The organism is Pedococcus soli (genome assembly GCF_054782575.1).
Genome location: NZ_BAAGSF010000001.1, coordinates 576,394 through 601,742, shown reverse-complemented (window position 1 = coordinate 601,742; position 25,349 = coordinate 576,394). Strand labels below are relative to the sequence as shown.

Genomic DNA, 25,349 nt, shown 5'->3' with positions numbered 1-25,349 from the left:
GTCGACCGACCCGCGGTCCCATTGTCTTCGATGGACGAGTGAGGTTGTGCAGGTGGCTGACCGGTTGCGGCTCATGGCGGTGCACGCGCACCCCGACGACGAGTCGAGCAAGGGTGCGGCGACGATGGCGAAGTACGTGGCGCAGGGCGCCGACGTCCTCGTCGTCTCGTGCACGGGTGGCGAGCGCGGCGACGTGCTCAACCCCAACCTCAAGGACGACGCCCACATCCTGCGCGACCTCGCCCAGGTCCGGCGCGACGAGATGAAGCGGGCGCAGGAGATCCTCGGGGTCCAGCACACGTGGCTCGGGTTCGTCGACTCCGGGCTGCCCGAGGGAGACCCGCTGCCGCCGCTGCCGGACGGCTGCTTCGCCCTCGAGCCCCTCGAGGTCACCACCGAGGCGCTCGTGCGCGAGATCCGCCGGTTCCGCCCGCACGTCGTCACGACGTACGACGAGAACGGTGGCTACCCCCACCCGGACCACATCATGACCCACACCGTCTCCATGGCGGCCTTCCTCGCCGCCGGCGACCCCACGGCATACCCGCACGCGGGCGAGCCGTGGCAGCCGCTGAAGCTCTACTACAACCAGGGCTTCTCCAAGGCGCGCATCATCGCCTTCCACGAGGCCCTCACCGCCCTGGGCGAGGAGAGCCCGTATGCCGAGTGGCTCGAGCGCTGGGAGGACCGGCCCGAGCGGGTGGTCACCACGCGGATCCACTGCTCCGACCACTTCGACCAGCGCGACCAGGCCCTGCTCGCCCACGCGACGCAGATCGACCCGGACGGCGCCTGGTTCAAGGTGCCGCGCGACGTGCAGGCGAAGGTGTGGCCGACGGAGGAGTACGAGGCAGCCCTGTCGTACCTGCCGATCGCCGAGGGTGAGGACGACCTGTTCGCCGGCATCCCCGACGCCGCGGCCGGTGACGCGCTCGCGACCCAGTCCGGCCTCGAGTTCGTGTACGACGGACGCAAGGAGTCGACGCTGTGAACGGCGCCCCGTCCTCGCTGGTGTCACCCGGCCTCTGGGGCTTCTTCGCGTTCTTCCTGCTGGGGTTGGCGCTCTACCTGCTCATGCGCAACATGAACGCCCGGATGCGCCGGATGTCCTACCGCTCCGAGGAGCTGGCCCGCGAGGCCGAGCAGGAGCGCGCCGCAGACCGGGAGCGCAAGGGCACGGGCTCGACCCCGACCGAGGGCGGCCAGGGGGCCGAGGGTGACGCCGGTCGTGCGAACGGCCCGGCGTCCGGGGAGTCCCCGTCCGCCGAGCCGCAGCAGTAGGCGAGCGCGCAGCCGGCCGTCAGGCCGAGGCGTGCATGCCGTAGACGGTCATCGACGCGGCGATGTAGTGGACCGCGAAGGCGGCCACCGTCAGCGCGTGGAAGATCTCGTGGAACCCGAACCAGCGCGGTGAGGGGTTCGGCCGCTTGATGCCGTAGACGAGCGCGCCCGCCGTGTAGAGCAGGCCGCCGACGGCGATGAGGGTCACGATCGCCGGGCCGCCGAAGTGCAGCAACGGGCCGAGGTAGAACACGGCCACCCAGCCCAGGGCGACGTACACCGGTGTGTAGAGCCAGCGCGGGGCGCCGACCCAGAACACCCGGAACAGCACGCCTGCGACGGCGCCGATCCACACGATGAGCAACATCGTCTTCGCCTGCGCCGGAGGCAGGATCAGGGCGAAGGGCGTGTAGGTGCCCGCGATGATGAGGAAGATGTTGGAGTGGTCCATCCGCTTCAGCACACCGGCCACGCGGGGTGACCAGTTGCCGCGGTGGTAGACGGCAGAAGTGCCGAAGAGCAGCCACGCGGAGATCGAGAAGACCACGGCGGCGACCCGGCCGGAGGTCGTCGGCGCCAGGGCGATGAGCACGATCCCGGCGGCGACCGCCAGGGGGACCATGCCGGCGTGCAGCCAGCCGCGCAGGTGCGGCTTGACCGCAGCGACGACCGACTCGACAGGTCCCTGCTCGGAGCGGGGGGCGGGTGCCGTTGTCATGCACCCCATCGTAACCTACGGTCGCGTAGGTTACTAAGTCGTAGGTTGTGGCGTCGGCCTCACCAGGAGGCTTTGCGTGCTTTGTCCGACGAAGCCGTGCTCGTCGAAGACCTCGGCCCGGGCGAGCCCCGCGGCGCCCCCGGCGATGGTGGTCGCGGCACGCATCCCGATCCACGGACCCGACGCCTCGCGGACGACGTGGGCGGTCAGCTCGGTGTTCATGAACTGCCACCGGGTGATGTCCAGCGCGGCGCTCACGCCGGAGCCCGAGTCCACGCAGACGAGCATCCGCTGCAGCGCTGACAGCTCCTCGCCGGGCAGCAGCCCCATCCTCGGGCGCATCCACACCGTCGCCGGCCCGGCCTCGCCGAGCGCCCCCTCGACCCAGCGCCACTCGACGGCGTCGAGGTAGCCCCGGTGCCAGCCCGGCGGCACCGGGTGCTCGTGGCCCGCGGCGGGCCCGGGAGGCGTCGCCGGCAGGCCCACCCGGGGCCCGTCCTCGGACCTCGGGACCAGCCACAGGGCGGCGCGGGCGACGTCCCGGTCGCCGGCCAGGTCGGTGAGGCGCACCTCGACGAGCTCCACCGAGCGGCCGGGTCGCACCACCTCGGCGCTGGCCCGCAGGCGCCCGACCGGCACCGGGCCGAGCAGGTCGCAGGTCACGCGGGACACGACCCGATCCTCGCCGGCCAGCCGCCCGGCCTCGCGGGCCATCAGCGCCATCGGCGGTCCACCGTGCTGGGCGTCCGGCGACCACGGCCCCGCCGTGTGGCGGCTGGAGGTCACCGTGCTGCTCCCCGGGCCGCTGTCGTCCAGGGAGTAGAAGGAGTCGGCGGAGCGGTCGTCGGACGGCGGGGACATGGCAGGCATCCTGCCCCACCCGCCCCCGGGGACAGGGGTAGCGTGGTGCGGTGCACGGACGTCCGTCCTGCGAGCCTGCGAAGGAGTGACCGTGGCGTTGTCCGACCTCCTGTACGCCGCGTACGAGCGACGACTGAGCCGTCGCCTGCAGCGTGAGTCGCTCCCGCGCCACGTCGGGGTCATGCTCGACGGCAACCGGCGCTGGGCCAAGGCCCGCGGGCACGGGACCAAGGAGGGCCACCAGGCCGGGGCAGACAACATCGCGAACTTCCTCGACTGGTGCGAGGAGGCACGCGTCGAGGTCGTGACGCTCTGGCTGCTGTCGACCGACAACCTCAGCCGTCCCGCCGCCGAGGTGGTCCCGCTGCTGTCGATCATCGAGAACACCGTCTCCGACCTTGCCGAGACCAGGCGCTGGCGGCTCAACCCGGTGGGCTCGCTGGACCTGCTGCCGGCCGAGACGGCCCGGCGGCTCAAGGAGAGCGCCGACCTGACCGAGGACGTCGACGGCATGACGGTCAACGTCGCCGTCGGTTACGGCGGGCGGCAGGAGATCACCGACGCCGTGCGCTCGATGCTCACGTCCCACGCGGCGAGCGGCACGACCATCGAGGAGCTCGCCGAGACGCTGCAGGTCGAGCACATCGCCGAGCACCTCTACACCAAGGGCCAGCCAGACCCGGACCTGGTGATCCGCACGTCGGGGGAGCAGCGGCTGTCCGGGTTCCTGCTGTGGCAGAGCGCGCACAGCGAGTTCTACTTCTGCGAGGCCTACTGGCCCGACTTCCGGCACGTCGACTTCCTCCGTGCCCTGCGCGCGTACTCCGAGCGGAACCGGCGCTTCGGCGGCTGAGCCGGCGGCGCGCCATACCCGCTCAGGGGGTGCGGCGAGGGTGTCGGCACAACGTCGGAGGACGTCCTCCGACCAACGGGTTAACTCTGCGTGACACGCCGCGAGCCTTCCTTCCCCGGGGTCGGGTGAGTCGTACCGTCGGCAGTGACGCGGAGCACCCGTTCCGCGTTCGGGGAGGCCAACCTATGGAGCAGATCCAGCTCCGGGCGGAGGGTCGGAACCGGCCCCACCGTGGTGGGTTGGCCTGGTCCCGGCACCTCGTTCGCGAGTAGGCGCACCGCGCCGAAACGCGCGCTGTGCCAAGGAGAGACATTGGCCTCGAACCACGACACCACCCGTCGCACCTCGACCAGCTCCGCAACCACCTCGGCCAGCGCTGCGACCGCCACCTCGGCCGCACCGCGCGTCGCTCCCGCACCGAAGCGCCGGAGCAAGGGTCGAACGCCGGCCTTCCGGACCTTCGTGCTCGACACCTCGGTCCTCCTCTCCGACCCGAAGGCGATGCTGCGGTTCAAGGAGCACGAGGTCGTCCTGCCCGTCGTGGTCGTCACCGAGCTCGAGGCCAAGCGGCACCACCCGGAGCTCGGGTACTTCGCCCGGCAGGCCCTGCGGCTGCTCGACGACATGCGCGTCCGCGAAGGACGTCTCGACGCGCCCGTGCCCGTCGGTGACCACGGGGGCACGCTGCGGGTCGAGCTCAACCACACCGACCCGAGCTCCCTGCCCGCTGGCTTCCGCCTCGGCGACAACGACACCCGCATCCTGGCGGTGGCCAAGAACCTCTCCAACGAGGGCTTCGACGTCACCGTCGTGAGCAAGGACCTGCCGATGCGGGTCAAGGCCTCCGCGGTGGGTATGGCGGCCGAGGAGTACCAGGCCGAGCTCGCCGTCGACTCCGGCTGGACCGGCATGGCCGAGCTCGACGTGACGGTCGAGGAGATGGACGCGCTCTACGAGCACGGCCGGATCGAGAACGCCGCAGCCGCCGAGATGCCCTGCCACACCGGGCTCGTCCTCCTCTCGCCGCGGGGAAGCGGTCTGGGGCGGGTCGGGGCCGACAAGCAGGTGCGCCTCGTCCGCGGTGACCGGGACGCGTTCGGTCTGCACGGCCGCAGCGCCGAGCAGCGGATCGCGCTCGACCTCCTGCTCGACCCCGACGTGGGCATCCTGTCGCTCGGTGGCCGGGCCGGCACCGGCAAGTCGGCCCTCGCCCTGTGCGCTGGGATCGAGGCGGTGATGGAGCGCCGACAGCAGCGCAAGGTCGTCGTCTTCCGCCCGCTCTACGCCGTCGGCGGCCAGGAGCTCGGCTACCTGCCCGGCAGCGAGCAGGAGAAGATGGGGCCCTGGGGGCAGGCCGTGTTCGACACCCTCGGCGCACTCGTGTCGCACGAGGTGGTCGAGGAGATCATGGACCGGGGGATGCTCGAGGTCCTGCCCCTCACCCACATCCGCGGGCGCTCGCTGCACGACGCGTTCGTCATCGTCGACGAGGCGCAGAGCCTGGAGCGCAACGTGCTGCTCACGGTGCTCTCACGCATCGGCCAGAACTCCCGTGTCGTCCTCACCCACGACGTCGCCCAGCGCGACAACCTGCGGGTCGGCCGCCACGACGGTGTCGCCGCGGTGATCGAGGCGCTCAAGGGGCACCCGTTGTTCGCCCACGTCACGCTCACCCGCAGCGAGCGCAGCCCCATCGCCGCGCTCGTGACCGACCTGCTCGAGGGTCTCGAGGTCTGAGCCCACGGCCCGGGGCATCGCCCCAGGCACCCGCGCCCGGCCCCCACCACCGGTCACCGTGACGGTGGTGGGGGCCGGGCGTCGCCGTCGCGACCCGAGCCGGATCACGGTGGGGGGCGCGTGGCCCGCCGGCTGCGCGCCATACCGGATCGTGCGCTGCCTCACGCCCAGACCGGGGTGCGACTCGGACGAACGGGCCATTCTGGCGCCCCACCCGTCACAGACGTCACTCAGGACGCGGATTCGGGCACCGGCGATTTCGGGAGAGAGTGGGTACTCAGGTAAGGTCTCGGTTTCATAACGCGCTGGTGTGAAGGCAGGGTCCGGCGCATCCCCCCGGCACCAACGAGGCCACCCACACGGTGGCCTTTTCCTTGGAGGAACCTGTATGAGCCAGCCCTACCAGGGTCGTCACCGCCATGCGGCGACCCCCGGCAGGAAGCCCTCTCGCTCCTCGGGGCTCACCCGATCCCTGCGCCGCCCGGCCGTGACCTCCAGCCTGCTGCTGGCCGTCGTCGCGACCACGGCCGCGGGCTACCAGGCCACCGACCAGCGCCAGACCGGCACTGCGGCCTTCACCGTGAGCACCGAGGCGATCGCGCAGGCGAACGAGCTCGCCGACGCGCAGATCGAGGACACCGCGCGCCTCGCGACCGACCGCAACGACACCAACGCGAGCTTCGCCGCGGTGCAGGAGAAGGACCGCCAGAAGGCCGTCGCCGCCGAGAAGGCAGCCGCCCAGGCTCGCCGCGAGGCCGCTGACAAGGCCGCCCGCGACAAGGCCCGCAAGGCCCTCGAGGCGAAGAAGCAGGCGCTGATCGAGAACGCTCAGGCGGACCCGCGTTCCGCGGCCCGGGCGCTGCTCGGCGACTACGGCTTCGACGAGAGCCAGTGGAGCTGTCTGGACAACCTCTGGCACGGCGAGAGCGGCTGGAACTTCAAGGCCGAGAACTCCTCGTCCGGCGCCTACGGCATCCCGCAGTCGCTGCCCGGCTCGAAGATGGGCACGATCGCCTCCGACTGGCGCAGCAACCCGGTCACCCAGATCAAGTGGGGCCTGCAGTACGTCAAGTCCTCCTACGGCACCCCGTGCGCCGCCTGGGGCGCGTGGCAGAGCCGCTCCCCGCACTGGTACTGAGCCCAGCACCCACCAGCATGGAACGCCGCCCCGGTCACCGGGGCGGCGTCCTGCGTATGGCGCGGAAGAGCTAGCGAGGCGGGCGGGTCATCGCGAGCACGTCGAGGGCCTCGTCCAGCTGGGCCTCGGTGAGCTCGCCCCGCTCGACGTGCCCGCGCTCGAGGACCACCTCGCGGATCGGGCGCCGCTGCGTGATCGACTGCTTCGCCACGGCCGCCGCCGCCTCGTAGCCGATGAACCGGTTGAGCGGGGTGACGATCGACGGGGAGCCCTCGGCCAGCTCGCGGGCCCGCTCGCGGTCGGCCTCGATGCCGTCCACGCAACGGTCGGCGAGCAGGCGTGCGGTCGCGGACAGCAGGGTCGTGGACTCGAGGACGGCCTGCGCCATGACGGGCAGCATGACGTTGAGCTCGAACGCCCCCGAGGCGCCGGCGACCGTGATGGTGGTGTCGTTGCCGATGACCCGGGCGCAGGCCATCAGGGTCGCCTCGGGGATCACCGGGTTGACCTTGCCGGGCATGATGCTCGAACCGGGCTGCAGGTCGGGAAGGTGGATCTCCCCGAGACCGCTGCGGGGGCCCGACGACATCCAGCGCAGGTCGTTGCAGATCTTGGTGAGGCCGACGGCGACGACCTTGAGCGCGCCGCTCAGCTCGACGACGGCGTCCTGGGCCGACTGCGCCTCGAAGTGGTCGGCAGCCTCCCGGAAGTCGACCCCGGTGCGCTCGCTGACCTGCCCGATGACCGCCGCAGCGAACCCGGGGGCGGCGTTGAGGCCCGTGCCGGCAGCCGTGCCACCCAGGGGCAGCTCTGCCGTCGCCCGGGCCGCGGCGACGACCCGCTCGGCGCCCAGCTCCACCTGGCGGGCGTAGCCGCCGAACTCCTGCCCCAGCGTCACCGGCACGGCGTCCATCAGGTGGGTGCGCCCGGCCTTGACCACGTCGGCGAACTCCTCCTCCTTGGCCCGCAGGGCGCGGGCGAGGTGGAGCAGGGCCGGGGCGAGCTCGTGGTGCACGGCCAGGGTGGCGGCGATCCGCAGCGCGCTCGGGAAGGTGTCGTTGCTGGACTGGCCGGCGTTGACGTGGTCGTTCGGGTGGACGGACGCGCCGGTGGCAAGGTGGGCGAGCCGGGCCAGCACCTCGTTGACGTTCATGTTGGTCGACGTGCCCGACCCGGTCTGGAAGACGTCCACGGGGAACTGGTCGTCGTGCTGCCCGTCGGCGACCGTGTCGGCGGCCTCGGCGATGGCGTCGGCGAGCCCGCGGTCGACGACCCCGAGGTCGGCGTTCACCCGGGCCGCCGCGCCCTTGAGGAGCGCCAGGGCGTGCACGACCCCCGGCGGCACCGGCTGGCCCGAGATCGGGAAGTTCTCGACCGCCCGGGCGGTCTGGGCGCCCCAGAGGGCGTCGACCGGCACCTCGACGTCGCCCATCGAGTCGTGCTCGGTGCGCGTGGCCGGGGGCGCGGCAGGCGCTGCCGCCACGAGGTCGGAGGTGGTCGGGGTCGGGTCGGAAGCAGGCTCCATACCTGTCATTGTGCGCGTCAGAGCTTGCGGAGGCGGATCCGGCGGACGCTGTGGTCCTTGCCCTTGGAGAGGACCAGGGTCGCTCGGCTGCGGGTGGGCAGGACGTTCTCGCGCAGGTTGACCTCGTTGATGTCGGCCCAGATCTGCGCGGCGCGCTCGCGGGCCTGATCGTCGGTGAGCGCGGCATACCGGTGGAAGTAGGAGTCGGGGTCGGCGAAGGCGGTCTCGCGCAGGCGCAGGAAGCGCTCGACGTACCAGTGCCGGATGTCCTCGAGGTGGGCGTCCACGTAGACGGAGAAGTCGAAGAAGTCGCTGACCGCCATCCCCGTGCGGCCGTCCGCCTGCAGGCGCGGCGCCTGGAGGACGTTGAGCCCCTCGACGATGAGGACGTCGGGCTGGTGCACGACCACCTGCTCGCCCGGGACGATGTCGTAGGTCAGGTGCGAGTACACGGGGGCCACCACCTCGGCCTTACCCGCCTTGACCTCGGCGACGAACCGCAGCAGCGCCCGTCGGTCGTAGGACTCGGGAAAGCCCTTGCGCTGCAACAGGTTGCGACGTTCGAGCTCGGCGTTGGGGAAGAGGAAGCCGTCCGTCGTGATCAGCTCGACCCGGGGGGTGCCCGGCCAGCGGGACAGCAGCTCCTTGAGCAGGCGGGCCGTCGTGGACTTGCCGACGGCGACCGACCCGGCCACCCCGATGACGAACGGGGCCTTCGCGGGGCGCTCGCCGAGGAAGTCGCTGGTGATCCGGTGCAGTCCCGCGGTGGCGCCGACGTAGAAGTTGAGCAGCCGCGAGAGCGGCAGGTAGACGTCCTCGACCTCCGCGAGGTCGATCCGCTCGCCGAGACCCTGCAGCCGCGCGACGTCGCCGGCGTCGAGGTTGAGGGGGTGGTTCTCGCGGAGCCTCGCCCACGCGGCTCGGTCGAGCTCGACGTAGGGCGACGGGAGGGCGGCCTGGCCCGTGGCGGGATGCGTCACGGGCGCCATTGTCGCCCACCGACCACGCCGCCCGTGCGCAGCCGGGGTCACCGGCGCGGTGGTGCCCCGCTGATGCCGTCGGTCGGCGGTCGGGCCGTTAGGCTGCACCGCATGTGTGGAATCGTGGGATACGTCGGTCCGAACGCCGACGGCAAGGCCTTGGACGTCGTCATGGAGGGCCTGGCCCGCCTCGAGTACCGCGGGTACGACTCCGCGGGCGTGGCGCTGGTCACGAGCGACGGGGTGTCGAGCGAGAAGCGGGCCGGCAAGCTCGTCAACCTCAAGGACGCCCTCGCGGCCGACGACCTGCCCGGGTCGACGACCGGCATCGGCCATACCCGCTGGGCGACCCACGGCGGCCCGACCGACCAGAACGCCCACCCGCACCGCGGTGGCGACGACGGCAAGCTCGCCCTCATCCACAACGGCATCATCGAGAACTTCCACTCCCTCAAGAAGGGCCTGCTCGCCGAGGGCGTGACCTTCGAGAGCGAGACCGACACCGAGGTCGCCGCGCACCTCGTCGCCCGGGCGTATGCCGAGACCGGTGACCTCACCGAGGCGATGAAGGCCGTCGTCAACACCCTCGAGGGCGCGTTCACCCTGCTCGCGGTCCACGCCGACAGCCCCGGCGTCGTCGTCGGCGCGCGCCGCAACAGCCCGCTGGTCGTCGGCCTCGGCGAGGGCGAGAACTTCCTCGGCTCCGACGTGGCCGCGTTCATCGGCCACACCCGCCACGCGCTCGAGCTCGGCCAGGACCAGATCGTCACGATCACCCCCGACGCCTACGAGGTCATCAACTTCGACGGCACGCCCGCCGAGGGCAAGCCCTACGAGGTGACCTGGGACGCGGCCGCCGCCGAGAAGGGCGGCTACGCGACGTTCATGGAGAAGGAGATCCACGAGCAGCCCCACGCCGTGGGCGACACGCTCCTGGGCCGCACCGACTCCGACGGCCGGCTCGTGCTCGACGACATGTCGATCACCGAGGACCAGCTCAAGGACGTCGACCGCATCATCATCGTCGCCTGCGGCACCGCCGCCTACGCCGGCATGGTCGCCAAGTACGCCATCGAGCACTGGACCCGCATCCCCGTCGAGGTGTCGCTGGCCCACGAGTTCCGCTACAGCGACCCGATCGCCAGCGAGCGGACGCTCGTCGTCTCGATCAGCCAGTCCGGCGAGACGATGGACACCCTCATGGCCGTGAAGCACGCCCGCGAGCTGGGCGCCATGACCCTGAGCATCTGCAACACCCACGGGTCGACCATCCCGCGCGAGTCCGACGCGATCCTCTACACGCACGCCGGTCCCGAGATCGCGGTCGCCTCGACCAAGGCCTTCCTCGCGCAGATCACCGCCTGCTACGTGCTCGGCCTCTACCTCGCCCAGCTGCGCGGCGGCACGTTCGCCGACGACGCCCAGTCGGTCATGAAGGAGCTGCACGAGATCCCGGCCAAGCTCGAGGAGCTGCTCGGCCGGATGGACCGCGTCAAGGAGATCGCCCGGTTCATGGCCGACACCCGCTCGGTGCTGTTCCTCGGCCGCAACGTCGGCTACCCCGTGGCCATGGAGGGTGCGCTCAAGCTCAAGGAGCTCGCCTACATCCACGCCGAGGGCTTCGCCGCCGGCGAGCTCAAGCACGGACCGATCGCCCTCATCGACGCCGGCCAGCCGGTGTTCATCGTGGTGCCCGGCCCCGGCACGCCGCACGAGCTTCACAAGAAGGTCGTCTCCAACATCCAGGAGATCCGGGCCCGGGGCGCCCGCACGATCGTCGTCGCCGAGGACGGCGACGAGGACGTGCTGCCGTTCGCCGACGAGGTGATCCGCGTGCCCGCCACGTCGCCGCTGCTCGCGCCGCTGCTGACCGTCGTCCCGCTGCAGGTCTTCGCGCTGCACCTGTCCACGGCCAAGGGCCTCGACGTCGACCAGCCGCGCAACCTCGCGAAGAGCGTCACGGTCGAGTGATCGCGCACAGCCGATGATCGTCGGGGTCGGGATCGACGTCGTGGACGTCGAGCGCTTCGGGCAGACCCTGGAGCGCACCCCCGGCCTGCTCGACCGGCTGTTCACCGACGAGGAGCGGTCCCTGCCGCTCAACTCCCTGGCGGCGCGGTTCGCGGCCAAGGAGGCGCTGGCCAAGGCGCTGGGCGCCCCCGTCGGCCTGAACTGGCAGGACGCCACCGTCCGCCGGGGTGAGGACGGTCGTCCGCACCTGCAGATCACCGGCACCGTGGAGGCGCGGGCGGAGGCGCTCGGCGTCCACGCCTGGCACGTCTCCCTCTCGCACGACGCCGGCATCGCGTCCGCCGTCGTCATCGCGGAGGGCTGAGGTGCTCCGCGCGTACTCCGCCGAGGCGGTCCGCTCGGCCGAGGCCGCCCTGATGGCCACCCTCGACGACGGTGAGCTCATGGCTCGGGCCGCGTGGGGGCTGGCCGAAGTCTGCCGGGCCCGCCTCCGGGACGGTGGGGGCAACCGGGTCGTCGTCCTCGCCGGCCCGGGCAACAACGGCGCCGACGCCCTGTATGCCGCGTCCCACCTCGCTGACGACGGTGCGGACTGCCTTGCGCTGCAGGGTTCGTGGCCCCTGGCGATCGGTGACACCGCCTCCTGGGCGGCGGCGGGAGTGCGCGTCCTGGGTCCCGACGAGGACTGGTCCTCCGCCCTGGCCGGGGCCGACCTCGTCGTCGACGGGATCCTCGGCATCGGTGGTCGCCCCGGCCTGCCCGACGAGGCCGTCGCCTGGGTCGATGCGCTGCCGCCCGACGCCTATGTCGTCGCCGTCGACCTGCCCTCGGGCCAGGACCCCGCGGGGGAGGCCGTCGCGGACGGAGGGGTCTTCGCCGACGAGACGGTGACCTTCGGGGTGGCCAAGCCCGTGCACGTGCTCCCGGCCACCCAGGCCTCCGTCGGACGCCTCACCATCGTCGACATCGGGATCGAGCTCGACGGCGCCCCCGAGGTCGAGCGACTCGACTTCGCCGACGTGGCCCGGTTCTGGCCCGTGCCGCACGCCAGCGACGACAAGTACTCCCGTGGTGTCCTCGGGGTGGTGGCCGGTGGTGAGGACTACACCGGGGCACCTGTGCTGTGCTGCACCGCGGCCGTCGGCGCGGGCCTGGGCATGCTCCGCTACGTCGGCACCGCAGCGCCCACCACGCTGGTGCGGGCGGCGGTGCCCGAGGCGGTCATCGGTGACGGCCGGGTCCAGGCCTGGGTGGTGGGCCCCGGCCTCGACACGGCCTCACGGGCGGCCGGGAGCAAGGCCCAGCTCGACGTCGCGCGGGCGGCGCTCGCGTCCGACCTCCCCGTCCTCGTCGACGCGGGCGGCCTCGACCTCGTCCACGACCGCCGCGACGCCCCCACCCTGCTGACGCCCCATGCCGGTGAGCTGGCCCGGCTCCTGAGCCGGCTCGAGGGTGCCGACGCCGCCGAGGTGACCCGTGAGCAGGTGCAGGCAGCACCCCTCGCGCACGCCCGTCGAGCGGCTCGGCTGACTGGTGCCACGGTGCTGCTCAAGGGCGCCACCACCCTCGTCGTCCCGCCGGAGGGCCCCGTCCGTTCGCAGGACGACGCGCCGCCCTGGCTGGCGACGGCCGGAGCCGGTGACGTGCTCGCGGGGGTGTGCGGGGCACTGCTGGCCGCCGGGCTCTCTCCGGTGGACGCCGGGTCGCTCGGGGCGCTGGTCCACGGTGTTGCCGCCGACCGGGCCAACCCGGGCGGTCCGGTGCGCGCGCTGGCCGTGGCGCACGCCATACCCGGGACCGTGGCGCACCTGCTCACCCGCTGAGGGGACGTTCGACGCCCCCGTGGGCCGGGTCCCGGACCTCGTCGAGGGTGGGGTGGGCCTCAGGGGCCGGCTCGCCCGGATCGCACTCGACCGGGTAGCGCGCCCGCCAGCAGGAGCACGACGACGGCGGCGAGTGGCACCACGGCGATGACGGCGCCTAGCCCCTGCCGCTGCGCCAGGACCCCCATCGCCAGCGGTGAGGCGAGCAGGGTGATCCGGAAGCCCATCCCGATGATCGACAGGCCGAGCCCGCGCGTGAGGCCGGGGATGTCGTCGGCCGCGCGCAGGGAGGCCGGGATGAGGGTGCCGATCCCCAGGCCGACCACGCCGAAGGCGGCGATGGTCAGCAGCGGGGACCCCACGACCAGCGCCAGCCCCATCGCCGCAGCCGCGAGTGCTGCTCCGCCCCGCGCCACCGAGCGGTCGCCCCAGGCGGTGACCGCACGGTCGCCGACCAGCCGGCCGACGGTCTGCAGTCCCTGGAGGGCCACGAACCCCAGGCCGCCGACCACGGCCGCAGCTCCGAGGTCCTCGCGCAGGTAGAGCGCGCTCCACGTCGAGGTGAGGTCCTCGATGCCCTGGGCCATCGAGCCCACGACGGCGAGCGCGAGCAGCCTGCCCAGCAGTCCCCAGCGGCGGCGACGGCGGCTCGGCGCGGCCTCGTCGTGGGCCACGGCAGCGGCCGTCGGGGAGGGGTCGGGGTCGGGCCCGGGCAGCAGCCGGGTGCGGACGAGCAGGGCCAGCGCGATGGCGGTCGCGGCGGCCACGGCGAGGTGCGGCACGAGCGGCACCCCCAACCCTGCGGCGGCGCTGCCCATGGCCCCACCGACCACGGCGCCGATGCTCCACGTGGCGTGCATCGAGTTGAGGATCGAGCGTCCGTAGTGGCGCTCGACCCGCAGGCCCTGGGCGTTCTCGGCGATGTCTGTGACGGAGTCCAGGGCCCCGGCCAGCGCCAGCGCGAGGGCCAGGAGGAGCCAGGACGGGGCGGCGCCGACGAGCACGAGGTTGGCGGCGACGGCCAGGGTGCCCCCGACCGCGACCCGCGCGGACCCGAACCGGTTCACCAGGGCCGCGGCCACCAGGCCCGCGAGGACGGCCCCGAGGCCGTACCCCGCCACCGCGGTGCCGAAGGCGGCCTCGTCGAGGTGGAGGCGGGCGACGATGTCGGGGTAGCGGGGGACGACGTTGGCGAAGACGGCACCGTTCGTCGCGAACATCGCCGCCGTGGCCCAGCGGGCCCGGCGGGCCCTCCGGTCGGGGGAGCCCGACGGCACGGACCGGCTGCTCATCCCACCAGCATCACGGACGCGGGACCCCGGTCGCCGGGGTGCCCGACTGGCGGTCGCCCTGGGTCGTTCGGTGGAGGGTGCCGCGTCGGACGAGAAGGTCGAGGAAGGCCGTGAAAGACTGGTGCGCGATGACCACCGACACGGCGTCCAGCACCCCTCCTGCCCCGGCCCCGCCGGGGTTTCCCGCGTGCGCGCAGGTCGACCTCGGCGCCATCAGCGCCAACGTCGCGGCCCTGCGCGGGCACGCCCCGACCGCCGAGCTCATGGCCGTGGTCAAGGCCGACGCCTACGGCCACGGCCTGGTCCCTAGCGCCCGGGCGGCCCTGCGCGGTGGCGCCACGTGGCTCGGGGTGGCCCAGCTCCCGGAGGCCCTCGAGCTGCGCCGGGCCGGCGTGACCGCCCCGCTGCTGTCGTGGCTGCACGTTCCGGGGCAGGACTTCGTGCCCGCCCTCGAGCAGGACGTCCAGCTCGGCATCTCCACCACGTGGGCGCTCGACCAGGCCGTCGAGGCTGCCCGAGCCACCGGTACGACCGCACGCATCCACCTCAAGGTCGACACCGGGTTGGGCCGCAACGGCGCCTGGGACGCCGATCTCGCGGCCATCCTCGAGCGCACCGCCGCCCTCGGGTCCGAGGGCGTGCTCGACGTGGTGGGGATCTTCTCCCACTTCGCCTATGCCGACGCGCCGCAGCACCCGACCGTGCGCGCCCAGCAGGAGCGGTTCGAGGGCATCGTCGAGCAGGCGGCTCGCAGCGGCATACGACCCTCGGTGCGCCACCTCGCCAACTCGGCGGCGACGCTCACGAACCCGTCCGCGCACTACGACCTCGTCCGCCCGGGTGTCGCGGTGTACGGACTGTCGCCCGTCCCCGACCTCGGTTCGCCCCGGGACTTCGGTCTGCGTGAGGCCATGAGGTTGCTGTCACACCTGTCGAGCGTCAAGGAATCGCCTGCAGGACAGGGCGTCTCGTACGGCCACGTCTACACCACGACGGAGCGGACCAGGCTCGGCCTGGTCCCGATGGGCTACTCCGACGGCGTGCCGCGGCACGCCTCCAGCGTGGGACCGGTGCAGGTCGGTGGACGCCGGTATGCCGTGGCGGGGCGGGTCTGCATGGACCAGTTCGTCCTCGACCTGGGTCCCGACAGCCACGCCGTCGCCGGTGACGAGGTGGTGCTGTTCGGTGTGGGCGAGGCGGGCGAGCCGACCGCTCAGGACTGGGCGGTCGCGGTCGACACCATCAACTACGAGATCGTGACCCGGGTCGGCGCCCGCGTGCCACGGGTCCACCTGGGAGAGGTGGAGGCGTGACGCCCCCCAACCGCGGACTCATCGGCCTCGGGGTCGGGCTCGCCGCTGCCGGTGTGGCCACGGCTGCCGGAGTCGCCGCCGGCCGGGTCAACCGTGAGCGCACGGCCCGGCTGTCGGTCCTCGCGCCCGACGGCGTCTACGCCCACATGCCCGACCACGAGCTCGCGGTCGTCGCCGACGACGGGGTGCCCCTCCACGTGGAGGTCGACGAGCCGGCCGCCGACGCGGCCGACCCCAAGCACCCCACCGTCGTCCTGAGCCACGGCTACACCCTGAGCCTGCGGAGCTGGGTGCTGCAGCGAAAGGCCTTGCAGCGAGCCGGATACCGCGTCGTGCTGTGGGACCAGCGCAGCCACGGCCGGTCCGAGGTCGCCGAGGGTGACTCGTGCACGATCGAGCAGCTCGGCCGCGACCTGCACCGGGTCATCGAGGAGGCAGCCCCCGAGGGGCCGCTCGTCCTCGTGGGCCACTCCATGGGTGGCATGACGGTGATGTCGATGGCCGACCAGTTCCCCGAGACGGTGCGGCAGCGCGTCATCGCCGCGGCGTTCGTCGCGACGAGCGCCGGCGGCCAGAACATGGTGACGCTGGGGTTCGGCCAGTTCGTGGGGCGGCTGCTCGGGCGTCTGGGGCCGCGGTTCCTCGCCAGGGTCGGCACCCAGCAGAAGCTGGTCAACACCGCCCGTCGGGTCGGCAGGGACGTCGAGGACCTCATCGTCGACCACTACAGCTTCGCGTCGCCGGTGGCCCAGCACACGATCCGCTACACCGGCGACATGATCATGGGTACGCCGCTGTCGGTCATGGCCGACTTCCTGCCCACGATCAACGTGCACGACAAGCAGGCCGCGCTGTCGCACTTCCACGGCATCGAGACGTTGGTGGTCAACGGGATGCAGGACCTGCTCACGCCACCAGACCACTCGGAGGCCATCGTGCGGCTGGTCCCCGGGGCCGAGCACGTCGTCGTCGAGGACGCCGGCCACATCATCATGCTGGAGCACCCGGAGGTGCTGAACGAGCAGCTCCTCGAGCTCGTGGAGCGCGGGATGCGTGCCTCGGCCGAGAACGTCGACGTCGGGCGCAAGCCGCGGGTCCGCCGCACCGTCACCGACCTGTCGAAGCGACGCCGGGTCGCGAAGGCTCGGCGCGGGGGTCGGCGTGGCTGAGGTGTCGAGCCCGTCGCTGCCGACCGCAGAGGACACGCGGGCCTGGGGTGCGCGGCTGGCACGCCTCCTGCGCGCCGGTGACCTCGTCGTCCTCACGGGCGGACTCGGGGCGGGGAAGACCACCCTCACCCAGGGCATCGGTGAGGGACTCGGCGTGCGCGGTCCGGTCACCTCCCCGACCTTCGTCATCGCCCGCGTCCACCCGTCGCTCGTCGACGGGCCCCGGCTGGTCCACGTCGACGCGTACCGACTCGGCGGGTTCGCCGAGCTCGACGACCTCGACCTCGACGCCTCCCTGGAGGAGTCGGTGACCATCGTCGAGTGGGGCCACGGCCTCGCGGAGGACCTGTCGGACGACCGCCTCGAGGTCGTCCTCGACGGTGAGGACGTGCGCTCGGCCGTCGTCACCCCGCACGGGCGCCGCTGGGAGGGTGTGGACCTCGAGGTCCTCGGGCGCCCCGTCCTCGAGTCCGCACACGAACGGGAGGAGGACCGCTGATGCTGCTCCTCGCCATCGACACGTCCACGTCGGCGATCACCGTCGCCCTGCGGGGAGAGGGGGTCGCCGCGAGCGCCACGGTCCTCGACGCCCGCGGCCACTCCGAGCACGTCGCACCCCTCATCGAGCGCTGCCTCGCGTCGGCCGGGCGGACCCCGGCCGAGGTCACCGGAGTCGTCGTCGGCAACGGACCCGGACCCTTCACGGGGCTGAGGGTCGGCATCGTCACCGGACTGGTCTTCGGGCACGCGCGCGGGGTGCCCGTCCACGGTGTCTGCAGCCTGGATGCGCTGGCCGCGGACGCCGCGCCCCTCGTGGGTCGTTGTGAGCTGCTCGTCGCCACCGACGCGCGGCGCAAGGAGGTCTACTGGGCCCGGTACGCCGTCGAGACGGTGGACGCCTCGACGCCGGAACGCCTCGTCACGCGACGGCTGACCGAGCCCGCCGTGGACCGTCCCGCCGACCTCCCCGACGACGTGCGGGCCCTGCCGACCGCCGGCCGTGGGCCGGTGCTGTTCCCGGACCTGTTCCCGCACGCGATCGGGGTCCTCGACGTGCAGGCCGCCACGCTGGCGGCTCTCGCGGAGGAGCGCCTCGACGGTGGGGAGGACATGCCGGTCGAACCCCTCTACCTGCGTCGCCCGGACGCCCTCACCACGGCCGAGCGGGGTGCGAGGTGAGGGACCTGCGCTGGACCGACCTGCCGCAGCTCGTCGCCCTCGAGGCCGAGCTGTTCCCCGACGACGCGTGGTCGCAGGAGACCTGGTGGGCCGAGCTCGCCGCCCGGCCGCGTCGCTCGTACGTCGTCGAGGAGCTCGACGGGGCCCTGGTCGGCTACGCCGGCCTCGACCTCGCCGGCGAGGTGGCCGATGTGATGACGATGGCGGTTGCGCCGTCCGCGCAGGGCCACGGCCTGGGACGTCGCCTGCTCGACGAGCTCGTCGCACGGGCCGCCGCCGACGACGCGACCCACCTCATGCTCGAGGTCCGCGAGGACAACGCTGCTGCCCGAAGGCTCTACGACACAAGGGGATTCGAGCTGTTGACCGTTCGACGACGCTACTACCAGCCCGGCGACGTGGATGCCCACGTCATGCGCCTCACCCTGGCCGGAGCGACGGCATGAGCGCCGACCAGCCGCTCGTCCTCGGGTTCGAGACGTCCTGCGACGAGACCGGGGTCGGCGTCGTCCGCGGGGAGACCCTGTTGTTCGACGCGATCGCCAGCAGCGTCGACGAGCACGCGAGGTTCGGCGGGGTGGTGCCCGAGGTCGCCAGCCGTGCGCACCTCGAGGCCATGGTGCCGACGATCGAGCGCGCCACCCGCGAGGCCGGCATCCGCCTCGAGGACGTCGATGCCATCGCCGTGACCTCCGGTCCCGGGCTCGCCGGCGCGCTCATGGTGGGCGTCGCCGCCGCCAAGTCCCTCGCGGTCGCGCTCGGCAAACCCCTGTACGGCGTCAACCACCTCGCGTCGCACGTCGCGGTCGACATCGTCGAGCACGGTCCGCTGCCCGAGCCGACCCTCGCGATGCTCGTCTCCGGTGGTCACTCGTCGCTGCTGCTCGTTCCCGACGTCACCCACGACATCCGGTCGCTCGGGTCGACCATCGACGACGCGGCGGGGGAGGCGTTCGACAAGGTCGCCCGAGTCCTGGGCCTGCCGTTCCCCGGCGGGCCGCACATCGACCGGGTCGCCAGGGAGGGCGACCGGGTCGCCATCGACTTCCCGCGCGGCCTGACGACCGGGCGCGACATGGAGCGCTACCGGTTCGACTTCTCCTTCTCCGGTCTCAAGACGGCCGTGTCGCGCTGGGTCCAGGCGAAGGAAGCCGCGGGGGAGCCGGTGCCCGTGGCCGACGTCGCGGCGTCGTTCCAGGAGGCGGTGACCGACGTGCTCACCCGCAAGGCGATCCTCGCCTGCCGCGAGCACGGCGTGCAGAACCTGCAGATCGGCGGCGGTGTCGCGGCGAACTCCCGGTTGCGCGCGATGGCCCAGGAGCGCTGCGACGCAGCCGGGATCACGCTGCGCGTGCCGCGCCCGGGCCTGTGCACCGACAACGGCGCCATGGTCGCAGCCCTCGGCGCCCAGATGGTCCTCAAGGGCAGGACGCCGTCCGAGCTGGACCTGCCCGCCGACTCCTCGATGCCCGTCACCCTCGTCCAGGCCTGACAGTCGGGCCTCACCGCGCGGCCCGACCGCGCGGCCTCACCACGACGCGGCCTGACCGTCCAACCTGACGCGCAGGCTGACGGTCAGTCGCAGCTGACGAGGCCCGAGGCGGCCTTGAGGTCCAGCACCCTGGCCGCCGCGGCGTCGACCTGCGTGGCGAAGGCGGGACTGGCGGCGCGCTTGCGGGCGATCGCCTTGAGCATCGTCCCCGCCTGGTCGGACCTCGCCGTGAGCACGATGTCACCACCAGCGGCGAGGAACCTCGTCGCCCGATCGCCGACGGGCACGGCTGCCACGGCCTTCGCGGCACCGACGTCGTCGGTGATGACGACCCCGTCGAAACCCAGCTTCCCGCGCAGCAGCCCGCTGATGACCCCGCGGGAGAACATCGCCCGGTTGTCGGGGTCGAGCCTGGGGTAGCGCGCCGACGACACCATGACGACGGGTGCTCCCGCCTTGATCCCGGCGGTGAACGGCGCTAGGTAGCTGTCGCCGGCGTCCGTCGTGGCATCGGTGGTCCCCGCGGTGGTGACGTCGGTGTTGCCGGTGATCCGGCCCAGCCCGGGGAAGTGCTTGACGGTCGGGATGACGTCGGCGGCGAGGGAGCCGCGGACGAAGGCCGCGACATACGTGGCGTTGCCCTGGCTGGAACCGGGCACGAAATCGCGGCGGTAGAGCCCGATCGGCTGGTTGGCCGCGCCCAGCGAGGTGGGCACGGTGTCCGCCACGGGGGCGAGGTTGATGGTGACGCCGGCCTTGGCGAGCTCCCGCGACCAGGCGGCGACGTTCGCCTCCTCCGTCCTGGGTCCGCCCTGCCCCTGCGTGCGGGCCGACGGCATGCGGGTGAACCCCGGACCCTTGAGCTGCTGGACCTGGCCGCCCTCCTGGTCCGCCGCGATGAGCAGCGACCCTCCTGCGCCCTGCTGCAGCCTGGCCGAGATGCGGGCCATCGAGGCGGTGCCGCCGGACCAGCCCCCGAGGTAGATCACGCCGCCGAGGTGTTGCGACTTCACCTGTGCTGCAAGGCGACTCGAGCTCCCGGTGGGCTGCAGGCCGACCATGAGCAGCTGGCCCGCCCGTTGGGCCGGGGTGAGCTTGCTGGCGAGGCGTTGGCCGCAGGAGGGTGCGGGGGTCGTCGTGGTGCTGCTCGGGGTGGAACTCGTCGACGTGCTGCTCGATCCGCTCGCGGACGTCGGGGAGGTGGTCGGCGGGGTGCTCGTCGAGGACTCGCCGGACGTGGTGGGCGCGGACGACGTGCGGGTGGCGGTGTCGCAGCCGGCCGCGAGGAGGGCCGCGAGCGAGGCGACGCCGAGGGTGCGCAGGGGACGGGCGGTGCGGGCTCTCACCGATCGAACCTATCCCGGTGGTCTCGCCACCACGAAACCGCTCAGGTGGCGATCCGCCCGAGCTGGACCCGCACCGCCTCGAGCGCGTCCTGGTCGGAGAGCCCGAGCCGGCGGGCCGCGAGGGCGAACCCGCGCGCCGCCTCCTCGACCTGGCTGCGCGACTGCGATGCCGTATGGCGCGCGGGCGCCACCACCGTGCCGTGGCGCACGCGGCTGGTCACGAGGGCGTCCGACTCCAGCTCGCGGAAGGCGCGAGCCACCGTGCCCGGTGCCAGGCCCAGGTCGGAGGCCAGCTGGCGGATGCTCGGGAGGCGGGTCCCCGTCTCGAGCGCGCCGGAGCGGATCATGTCGGCCAGCTGGGTGCGCAGCTGTTCGAACGCCGGGACCGCGCTCTCGGTGTCGATGTCGATGACGACGGCACCGGTCACGGGGCGACCCCGGGCGAGGTCGCGACGACGTCAGCGGCGGGACGGGTGCGGACCGGGCTGCGGCGCACGGCGACCAACCAGCCGACGACCACGGTGGCGACCAGGCAGGTGAGGCTTGCCGCCCCCCACGCCGAGACGGAGTCGGGCGACGCAGGGTCGGCCATGAGCGTCAGCAGGCTCGCCGCGGGGTATCCGGCTGCGACGATGGCCGAGCCGGCGAGGACGTTGGCGCTCCGGGCCCGCAGGGCGTCGTCGGCCGCGACGAGCTCGGCGCTGGACCCGGGCTGGGGTCGCGAGACGACGCGCAGGAGCGTGGCCCAGAGGGCGCCCAGCCCGAGCGCGGCGACGAGGAGCCAGGCCGCGGCCTGGGCCACGACAGCACCGTCCCCGTCGGACCGCACGACGACGGCGACGGCCAGCCCGGCGAGGGCGAGGCAGGCGAGGGCCAGCAACACGGTGCTGTCCATCCGGAGGTAGCCCCGGACCGTGCGCCGGGTCAGCGACGCCGTGCGGCGGCCGCCCTCGACGGGCAGGCCGGCGAGGCGCCACTCGGCGACGACCGCGCCGACGAACCACCCGAGGAAGCCCGCGGAGAAGCTGATCGTCAGCCGGGCGTCGCGCAGCGCCCAGAGGACCCCCAGCACGAGACCGGTCGTGAGCCCCAGGACCCGCCACCGGTGCGTCACGGCGAGTGCGCGCACCACCAGCGGGCCGTTGCTGCTCGTCACGAGCAGCTCCTGACGACGGGCGAACCGGCGCGTCCGGACCAGGGTCACCGGAGCGGTCGTGGCGGAGGCGACGATGGTCAGGAGGACGGCCCCGAGCACGGCCCCGGCGAACATGAAGACGAAGCGGTTGAGCATGCGGCCACGATGCAGCACTGCGAACCCTTGTGTCAATGTAGCAACACAGTGATACATTGCCGCGCATGACGGATCAGCACGGGGGTGGCCGGGGGGCCTCGACGGCCTACGGCGTGAGCGACGAGGTGTGGCGGGACCTCGAGGTCGAGGCGGAGCGCGCCTCCGTGCGGGAGCGGCCCGCGCTGGTGCGGGCAGCAGCCGTGGTGGCGGTACTGGCCGTCGGCACGACGGCGCTGCTCCTGTCGGGCCTCGTCTCGGCCCGCCTCTCGGGTGTGAACGGCGCCGGTGGCGGGTCGGACTCGGACGGCCGGTCGTTCATGGAGTTCACGCTGCACAACGACGGCGTCACGCCGGTGCACGTCGTGCGCTGGACGAGCCTGGTCAAGGGTGTGCAGGTGGAGAAGGTGGACCCGAAGGACATCCGCCTCTCGCCGAGGGGGCAGCAGAAGGTCAGGCTGTCCTTCGTCGCGACCGACTGCCGGGCCGCGGTGCCGTCGGCGCGCAAGGCCCTGGCGAAGTCACCGAACACCGGTGGAGGGGTGGGGGTCGTCGTGGACCGCCCGTGGGGACAGATGGAGACGGTGGTCTACCCGGTGATGTCCATGGAGGACATGGTGCTGTCGTCCTGCGGGCAGGGCCTGCCCTAGACCTCTCTGGCAGGATCGCGCCATGGCTGTCCCCGTGGTCCTCGACGTCGACACCGGTGTCGACGACGCCTGCGCCCTCCTGCTGGCCGCCCTGCACCCGGGGCTGGAGCTGCGCGCCGTCACGTGCGTCGGTGGCAACGCGCCGGTCGACGCGGTGGTGACCAACACCCTCACGGTCCTCGACGCCGCCGGTCGGGACGACGTCGTCGTGGCCAGGGGTGCGGAACGGCCCCTGCTCGAGGACCCGGTCGACGCGCGCCACGTCCACGGTCAGGACGGCATGGGCGACCTCGACTGGCCGAGGTCGCAGCGGCGTCCCGACCCGCGGCACGCTGTCGAGGTGCTCCGGGACGTGCTCCTCGACGCGGCTGCGCGAGGAGGCGACGACCTCGTCACCCTCGTCCCTCTGGCGCCCCTGACGAACATCGCCCTCCTGCTGCGCACCTACCCCGACGTCGCCCGCGGACTGCGCGAGATCGTGTTCATGGGCGGGTCGGCGTACGTGGGCAACGCGACCGCCTCGGCAGAGTTCAACGTCTTCCACGACCCCGAGGCGGCCGCGGTCGTCCTCGACGCCTGCGCCGACCTCGGCATCGCCGTCACGATGTACGGCCTCGACGTCTTCTACGCGCCGCTCGTCACGCGGGCCCGAGCGGCCGAGCTGGTCGCGTCCGGTGGTCACGGCGCGGCCGAGCTCGCCGGCCGGCTCATCACGTTCGCCTGCGACCGGTTCGGTGCGGACACCGCCACCATCGGCGACGCCGGGGCGGTCTGTGCCGTCCTCGCCCCCGAAGGCGTGCAGCGAGAGCAGCTGCCGGTCCGCGTCGAGCTCGCCGGCACCTGGTCCCGCGGCCGCACCATCGTCGACCGGCGCGACTGGACCGGTGACCTCTCGCACGACCCGCACGGGCGGGCGCGCTCCACCATCGACGTCTGCCTCGGGATCGATGCCGAGCGCTACGCCCGGCTCTGGCTCGACACCGTCTCCGGAAGGACCAGCTGATGGGCCGCGTCGTCGTCCTCGGGTCGCTCAACGTCGACCTCGTCACCCACGTCGAGCGGCATCCACGGCCGGGGGAGACCGTCCTCGCCGACGGTGGGGTCGAGCGCTACGCCGGGGGCAAGGGCGGCAACCAGGCCCTGGCGGCGGCGGAGGCCGGCGCCGACGTCGTGCTCGTGGGCGCTGTGGGCGACGACGAACCCGGCGCGGCATACGTCGAGCGCCTGCGCGGCAGGGGGATCGACGTGGACGCGGTCCGGGTCGTCGCGGGCACCCCCACCGGGCAGGCCTGGATCGTCGTGGACGACGACGCCGAGAACTCCATCGTCGTCATCGCCGGTGCCAACGCGCACGTCACCGCCGACCTGCCCGACCTCGGGCCCGGCGACGTCCTCCTCGCCCAGCTCGAGGTGCCGGTCCAGGTCGTGGCCAGGGCAGCGAGGGCCGCGCACGGTCGGGGTGCGCGCGTGGTCATCAACGCCGCCCCGTATGCAGCCCTCCCGCACGACGTGGCCCAGCTCGCCGACCCCCTGGTGGTCAACGAGCACGAGGCGATGCAGCTCGCCGACTCCGACGTCGTGCCGACGTCGCTGCTGGTGACGTTCGGTGGGGAGGGGTCGAGCTGGGACGGGGTGCGCCACGACGGAACGCCCGTCGCGGGTGCCGACGTCGTGGACACGACCGGTGCCGGTGACGCGTTCTGCGGCGCCCTGGCGGCAGCACTCGCCGAGGGTGCGGACCGCGCCGAGGCGGTCAGCCGGGCGAGCGACGCGGGCGCCGCTGCCGTGCGGCGGACCGGGGCGCAGTCCGACCCTGCCCTCTGAGGAGCCCTGGCTCGACCCGACCCGGTGGGCCTCCCCCCGGGTCGAGGTATTCGCCTACCGGAGCCCGGTGGTCGAATACCTCGAACCGTGGCTGCGTCGCGCCGAGCGCCGGCCACACGACGGTCTAGTCGACCGAGACGTGCACGTGGTCCATGTGGTTCTGGGTGGGGCTGCCGCGGTCCTCCATCGGCTTCCAGCTCCCGCCGGGGTACCAGATCCGCTGCTTCCAGATCAGGTACTTGATGTTCAGGGTGCTCGCCATGCCCTGCAGGTGAGCGGCGACCGCGTCGCCCTGCGAGGTGCTGCACATGATGTCGACGGCGTGGCCGGAGCCGTGGTCGCCGGGATCGCCCGCCCGGTAGCCACCGATGGTGCTGATCTGCGGGAAGGACGCGTGGATCTCGTTGACGACGGCGACGGCGTTCGCGGACATCCCGGAGAGGGCGCCGAGGCCGGCCCGGGAGTAGTTCGCACCGCGCGACACCCGCGCGGGCACGCGCTCGGACGTCTTCCTCGGTGTCAGGTCCGGTGCGGCGGTCGCCTTGGGCTTCGGCAGGGCCTGGGCAGAGAACCCGATGACGCCGAACTGGTCGACCGGGTGGGGCGCGGCGGCCGCCGAGGCGACGGCGCGGGCAGGGGTCCGCTCCTCGGCCGTCAGCTGGTAGCCCGGTGTCGACGGCGGCGTCGCGAAGGCGGTGGCGACCCCGATGGCGGTGGCGGCCAGGCCGAGACCCTTGAGGGTCGAGCGGTGGGCGGGGCGCCGCCAGAGGGTGGCCACCAGGGACGTGGGGGTCAGGCCCGCACCACGGTGGCGGCCGGAGCCGTGCTTCTCGGAGGACATTGCCGTCGAGGCTAGGGCAGGCCTCACGGGGGTGGCCAACCCCGTCGGCGCGTCGTGGCGTCGGTGGT

26 protein-coding genes are annotated in these 25,349 nt (G+C 72.9%); 17 read left to right on the top strand and 9 right to left on the bottom strand.

The features are described 5' to 3' along the window. Positions 1-52 precede the first annotated feature (52 nt). Positions 53-991: a mycothiol conjugate amidase Mca gene (gene mca / locus ACYVKF_RS02670; protein ID WP_056917421.1), complete on the top strand. Its 939-nt coding sequence runs from the start codon at positions 53-55 to the stop codon at positions 989-991. Then, positions 988-1,281: a hypothetical protein gene (locus tag ACYVKF_RS02665; protein WP_460964654.1), complete on the top strand. Its 294-nt coding sequence runs from the start codon at positions 988-990 to the stop codon at positions 1,279-1,281. Before mca ends, ACYVKF_RS02665 begins: the two co-directional genes overlap by 4 nt. A gap of 19 nt (positions 1,282-1,300) precedes the next feature. Here ACYVKF_RS02665 and trhA read toward each other — a convergent pair whose 3' ends face one another. Beyond that, positions 1,301-1,999: a PAQR family membrane homeostasis protein TrhA gene (trhA, locus tag ACYVKF_RS02660; protein ID WP_056916610.1), complete on the bottom strand. Its 699-nt coding sequence runs from the start codon at positions 1,997-1,999 to the stop codon at positions 1,301-1,303. Between the two features lie 33 nt (positions 2,000-2,032). Next, a complete protein-coding gene (locus ACYVKF_RS02655; RefSeq protein WP_460964652.1) occupies positions 2,033-2,860 on the bottom strand; it encodes a thioesterase family protein in 828 nt (275 codons plus the stop codon). Between the two features lie 91 nt (positions 2,861-2,951). Here ACYVKF_RS02655 and ACYVKF_RS02650 point away from each other — a divergent pair, with 91 nt between their 5' ends. The 3 genes from ACYVKF_RS02650 to ACYVKF_RS02640 all read left to right on the top strand — a co-directional run bounded on the left by ACYVKF_RS02650 (position 2,952) and on the right by ACYVKF_RS02640 (position 6,588). Beyond that, positions 2,952-3,713 (top strand): isoprenyl transferase, encoded by a 762-nt coding sequence (locus tag ACYVKF_RS02650; RefSeq protein ID WP_056916611.1) that lies wholly within the window; start codon positions 2,952-2,954, stop codon positions 3,711-3,713. Positions 3,714-4,214: 501 nt separating this feature from the next. Continuing rightward, a complete protein-coding gene (locus ACYVKF_RS02645; RefSeq protein ID WP_235529131.1) occupies positions 4,215-5,450 on the top strand; it encodes a PhoH family protein in 1,236 nt (411 codons plus the stop codon). Between the two features lie 388 nt (positions 5,451-5,838). Beyond that, positions 5,839-6,588 (top strand): aggregation-promoting factor C-terminal-like domain-containing protein, encoded by a 750-nt coding sequence (locus ACYVKF_RS02640; protein ID WP_157598367.1) that lies wholly within the window; start codon positions 5,839-5,841, stop codon positions 6,586-6,588. 70 nt (positions 6,589-6,658) lie between these two features. On the opposite strand, the gene ACYVKF_RS02635 is transcribed toward ACYVKF_RS02640, so the two are convergent. Together ACYVKF_RS02635 and coaA are read right to left on the bottom strand one after the other, a co-directional pair. Further along, positions 6,659-8,113: a class II fumarate hydratase gene (locus tag ACYVKF_RS02635; RefSeq protein WP_460964649.1), complete on the bottom strand. Its 1,455-nt coding sequence runs from the start codon at positions 8,111-8,113 to the stop codon at positions 6,659-6,661. A 17-nt stretch (positions 8,114-8,130) separates the two neighbouring features. Beyond that, positions 8,131-9,102 carry a type I pantothenate kinase gene (coaA, locus tag ACYVKF_RS02630; protein WP_460964647.1) on the bottom strand — a complete coding sequence of 324 codons (972 nt, stop codon included), beginning with the start codon at positions 9,100-9,102 and terminating at the stop codon, positions 8,131-8,133. A 102-nt stretch (positions 9,103-9,204) separates the two neighbouring features. Between coaA and glmS the strand changes: the two genes are divergently transcribed. The 3 genes from glmS to ACYVKF_RS02615 are packed head-to-tail and all read left to right on the top strand — an operon-like array spanning position 9,205 to position 12,887. Next, positions 9,205-11,064: a glutamine--fructose-6-phosphate transaminase (isomerizing) gene (gene glmS / locus ACYVKF_RS02625; protein ID WP_056917426.1), complete on the top strand. Its 1,860-nt coding sequence runs from the start codon at positions 9,205-9,207 to the stop codon at positions 11,062-11,064. Between the two features lie 13 nt (positions 11,065-11,077). Next, a complete protein-coding gene (locus ACYVKF_RS02620) occupies positions 11,078-11,428 on the top strand; it encodes a holo-ACP synthase (protein WP_056916613.1) in 351 nt (116 codons plus the stop codon). 1 nt (position 11,429) lies between these two features. Next, positions 11,430-12,887, top strand: a complete 1,458-nt coding sequence (locus ACYVKF_RS02615; RefSeq protein ID WP_460964644.1) for a bifunctional ADP-dependent NAD(P)H-hydrate dehydratase/NAD(P)H-hydrate epimerase — start codon at positions 11,430-11,432, stop codon at positions 12,885-12,887. Between the two features lie 59 nt (positions 12,888-12,946). On the opposite strand, the gene ACYVKF_RS02610 is transcribed toward ACYVKF_RS02615, so the two are convergent. After that, positions 12,947-14,179: an MFS transporter gene (locus ACYVKF_RS02610; RefSeq protein ID WP_460964641.1), complete on the bottom strand. Its 1,233-nt coding sequence runs from the start codon at positions 14,177-14,179 to the stop codon at positions 12,947-12,949. A 128-nt stretch (positions 14,180-14,307) separates the two neighbouring features. On the opposite strand from ACYVKF_RS02610, the gene alr reads away from it, so the two are divergent. From alr to tsaD, 6 genes are read left to right on the top strand one after another with little or no spacing between them, the layout of a single operon-like run. After that, on the top strand, positions 14,308-15,492 hold the full coding sequence (gene alr / locus ACYVKF_RS02605) for an alanine racemase (protein ID WP_056918563.1): 1,185 nt from the start codon (positions 14,308-14,310) through the stop codon (positions 15,490-15,492). Continuing rightward, positions 15,489-16,661: an alpha/beta fold hydrolase gene (locus tag ACYVKF_RS02600; RefSeq protein ID WP_460964639.1), complete on the top strand. Its 1,173-nt coding sequence runs from the start codon at positions 15,489-15,491 to the stop codon at positions 16,659-16,661. Before alr ends, ACYVKF_RS02600 begins: the two co-directional genes overlap by 4 nt. 1 nt (position 16,662) lies before the next feature. Next, positions 16,663-17,160 (top strand): tRNA (adenosine(37)-N6)-threonylcarbamoyltransferase complex ATPase subunit type 1 TsaE, encoded by a 498-nt coding sequence (gene tsaE / locus ACYVKF_RS02595; RefSeq protein ID WP_200947753.1) that lies wholly within the window; start codon positions 16,663-16,665, stop codon positions 17,158-17,160. Beyond that, positions 17,160-17,840 (top strand): tRNA (adenosine(37)-N6)-threonylcarbamoyltransferase complex dimerization subunit type 1 TsaB, encoded by a 681-nt coding sequence (tsaB, locus tag ACYVKF_RS02590; protein WP_460964637.1) that lies wholly within the window; start codon positions 17,160-17,162, stop codon positions 17,838-17,840. Before tsaE ends, tsaB begins: the two co-directional genes overlap by 1 nt. After that, positions 17,837-18,286, top strand: coding sequence for a ribosomal protein S18-alanine N-acetyltransferase (gene rimI / locus ACYVKF_RS02585; protein ID WP_056916620.1), 450 nt, complete (start codon positions 17,837-17,839; stop codon positions 18,284-18,286). The genes tsaB and rimI overlap by 4 nt, the downstream gene beginning before the upstream one ends. Then, entirely contained in the window at positions 18,283-19,332 is a 1,050-nt protein-coding gene (gene tsaD / locus ACYVKF_RS02580) for a tRNA (adenosine(37)-N6)-threonylcarbamoyltransferase complex transferase subunit TsaD (protein WP_056916621.1), read from the top strand. The genes rimI and tsaD overlap by 4 nt, the downstream gene beginning before the upstream one ends. A gap of 83 nt (positions 19,333-19,415) precedes the next feature. Here tsaD and ACYVKF_RS02575 read toward each other — a convergent pair whose 3' ends face one another. From ACYVKF_RS02575 to ACYVKF_RS02565, 3 genes are read right to left on the bottom strand one after another with little or no spacing between them, the layout of a single operon-like run. Then, complete coding sequence (locus ACYVKF_RS02575; RefSeq protein ID WP_460964634.1) at positions 19,416-20,678, bottom strand: glycoside hydrolase family 3 N-terminal domain-containing protein; 1,263 nt, start codon at positions 20,676-20,678, stop codon at positions 19,416-19,418. Positions 20,679-20,719: 41 nt separating this feature from the next. Next, positions 20,720-21,106 (bottom strand): GntR family transcriptional regulator, encoded by a 387-nt coding sequence (locus tag ACYVKF_RS02570; protein ID WP_056916622.1) that lies wholly within the window; start codon positions 21,104-21,106, stop codon positions 20,720-20,722. Then, positions 21,103-21,969, bottom strand: coding sequence for a hypothetical protein (locus ACYVKF_RS02565; protein ID WP_460964631.1), 867 nt, complete (start codon positions 21,967-21,969; stop codon positions 21,103-21,105). The genes ACYVKF_RS02570 and ACYVKF_RS02565 overlap by 4 nt, the downstream gene beginning before the upstream one ends. Before the next feature lie 65 nt (positions 21,970-22,034). Here ACYVKF_RS02565 and ACYVKF_RS02560 point away from each other — a divergent pair, with 65 nt between their 5' ends. The 3 genes from ACYVKF_RS02560 to ACYVKF_RS02550 are packed head-to-tail and all read left to right on the top strand — an operon-like array spanning position 22,035 to position 24,440. Further along, positions 22,035-22,616, top strand: a complete 582-nt coding sequence (locus ACYVKF_RS02560) for a hypothetical protein (protein WP_460964629.1) — start codon at positions 22,035-22,037, stop codon at positions 22,614-22,616. A gap of 22 nt (positions 22,617-22,638) precedes the next feature. Beyond that, a complete protein-coding gene (locus ACYVKF_RS02555; RefSeq protein WP_056916625.1) occupies positions 22,639-23,619 on the top strand; it encodes a nucleoside hydrolase in 981 nt (326 codons plus the stop codon). After that, the gene (locus tag ACYVKF_RS02550) at positions 23,619-24,440 is read left to right on the top strand and encodes a ribokinase (RefSeq protein WP_056916626.1); all 822 of its coding nucleotides are present in this window, start codon (positions 23,619-23,621) and stop codon (positions 24,438-24,440) included. Before ACYVKF_RS02555 ends, ACYVKF_RS02550 begins: the two co-directional genes overlap by 1 nt. A gap of 124 nt (positions 24,441-24,564) precedes the next feature. Here ACYVKF_RS02550 and ACYVKF_RS02545 read toward each other — a convergent pair whose 3' ends face one another. After that, on the bottom strand, positions 24,565-25,281 hold the full coding sequence (locus ACYVKF_RS02545; protein WP_460964626.1) for a hypothetical protein: 717 nt from the start codon (positions 25,279-25,281) through the stop codon (positions 24,565-24,567). Between the last annotated feature and the right edge of the window lie 68 nt (positions 25,282-25,349).